2 protein-coding genes are annotated in these 2,365 nt (G+C 69.3%); both read left to right on the top strand.

The features are described from left to right. On the top strand, window positions 1-1,815 hold a 1,815-nt coding region (locus ACFXA3_RS41125), incomplete at its 5' end, for a 2-oxoacid:acceptor oxidoreductase subunit alpha (RefSeq protein ID WP_385196381.1). Window positions 1,816-1,855: 40 nt separating this feature from the next. Continuing rightward, window positions 1,856-2,365: 2-oxoacid:ferredoxin oxidoreductase subunit beta (locus ACFXA3_RS41120; RefSeq protein WP_385196384.1), on the top strand; the 510-nt coding region annotated here is incomplete at its 3' end.

The following is a 2,365-nucleotide window of genomic DNA, read 5'->3' as shown; positions in this document are numbered from 1 at the left end:
GCGGGTGACTCGGGTGACGGCATGCAGCTCACGGGTGACCGGTTCACCTCGGAGACGGCTTCCTTCGGGAACGACCTCTCCACGCTGCCGAACTTCCCGGCCGAGATCCGTGCCCCTGCCGGCACCCTGCCCGGTGTCTCCTCGTTCCAGCTGCATTTCGCCGATCACGACATCCTGACGCCGGGCGACGCCCCGAACGTGCTGGTGGCGATGAATCCGGCGGCGCTGAAAGCGAACATCGGGGACGTCCCGCGCGGCGCCGAGATCATCATCAACACCGATGAATTCACCAAGCGCCCGATGGCGAAGGTCGGCTATGACACCTCGCCGCTGGAAGACGGCTCACTGGGCGCCTACAACATCCACCCGGTGCCGCTGACCACGCTCACCGTGGAGGCACTGAAGGATTTCGGGCTCTCCCGCAAGGAGGCCGAGCGGAGCAAGAACATGTTCGCGCTCGGGCTCCTGAGCTGGATGTACCACCGGCCCACCGAGGGCACCGAGAATTTCCTGCGGCAGAAGTTCGCGAAGAAGCCGAACATCGCCGAGGCGAACGTGGCCGCGTTCCGCGCGGGCTGGAACTTCGGCGAGACGACCGAGGACTTCGCGGTCTCCTACGAGGTCGCCCCGGCGACGAGGGCCTTCCCGACCGGCACCTACCGCAACATCTCCGGGAACCTCGCCCTGTCCTACGGCCTGATCGCGGCGAGCCGGCAGGCCGACCTGCCGCTGTACCTCGGTGCGTACCCGATCACCCCGGCCTCGGACATCCTGCACGAGCTGAGCAAGCACAAGAACTTCGGCGTGCGGACGTTCCAGGCCGAGGACGAGATCGCCGGCATCGGCGCGGCGCTCGGCGCGGCCTTCGGCGGCGCCCTCGGCGTGACCACCACCTCCGGCCCCGGCGTCGCCCTCAAGGCGGAGACGATCGGGCTGGCGGTGTCGCTGGAGCTGCCGCTGCTGATCGTGGACATCCAGCGCGGCGGCCCCTCCACCGGCCTGCCCACCAAGACCGAGCAGGCCGACCTGCTCCAGGCCATGTACGGCCGCAACGGCGAGGCCCCCGTCCCGGTCGTGGCGCCCCGCACCCCCGCGGACTGCTTCGACGCGGTGCTGGACGCGGTCCGGATCGCGCTGACGTACCGGACCCCGGTGTTCCTGCTCTCCGACGGATACCTCGCCAACGGCTCCGAGCCCTGGCGGATCCCCGAGGTCGACGAACTCCCCGACCTGCGCGTCCCCTTCCAGACCGCACCGAACCACGTACTGGCGGACGGCACCGAGGTGTTCTGGCCGTACAAGCGCGACCCGCAGACCCTGGCCCGCCCCTGGGCGGTCCCGGGCACGCCCGGTCTGGAGCACCGGATCGGCGGCATCGAGAAGCAGGACGGCACGGGCAACATCTCCTACGACCCGGCCAACCACGACTTCATGGTCCGCACCCGCCAGGCCAAGATCGACGGCATCCAGGTCCCCGACCTGGAGGTCGACGACCCCGACGGCGCCCGCACCCTCGTCCTGGGCTGGGGCTCCACCTACGGCCCCATCACCGCCGCCGTCCGCGAGCTGCGGACGCTGGGCGAGTCGGTGGCGCAGGCCCACCTGCGCCACCTCAACCCGTTCCCCCGCAACCTGGGAGAGGTCCTCGCCCGCTACGAGCGCGTGGTCGTCCCGGAGATGAACCTCGGGCAGCTCGCCCGGCTGCTGCGCGCGAGCTACCTCGTCGACGTCCTGTCCTTCACCCAAGTCAACGGCATGCCGTTCAAGGCCGCGCAGCTGGCCGACGCCATCCAGGAGGCGAACCGTGGCCAGTGAACTCCTCAAGCTCGTGCCCAAGGCCGAGGCCAAGCAGTCCATGAAGGACTTCCGCTCGGACCAGGAGATCCGGTGGTGCCCCGGCTGCGGCGACTACTCGATCCTGGCGGCGGTGCAGGGGTTCATGCCCGAGCTCGGGCTGGCGAAGGAGAACATCGTCTTCGTCTCCGGGATCGGCTGCTCCTCGCGCTTCCCGTACTACATGAACACCTACGGGATGCACTCCATCCACGGCCGCGCCCCGGCCATCGCCACCGGTCTGGCCACCTCCCGCCGCGACCTGTCCGTCTGGGTCGTCACCGGCGACGGCGACGCCCTCTCCATCGGCGGGAACCACCTGATCCACGCCCTGCGCCGCAACGTCAACCTCAAGATCCTGCTCTTCAACAACCGGATCTACGGACTCACCAAGGGCCAGTACTCACCCACCTCCGAAGTCGGCAAGATCACCAAATCCACGCCGATGGGCTCCCTCGACGCCCCCTTCAACCCCGTCTCCCTCGCCCTCGGCGCCGAGGCCACCTTCGTCGCCCGCACCGTCGACTCCGAC

Source organism: Streptomyces sp. NPDC059456, from assembly GCF_042750055.1.
Classification (GTDB): Bacteria; Actinomycetota; Actinomycetes; order Streptomycetales; family Streptomycetaceae; genus Streptomyces.
This window is presented reverse-complemented; position numbering and strand designations above follow the sequence as displayed.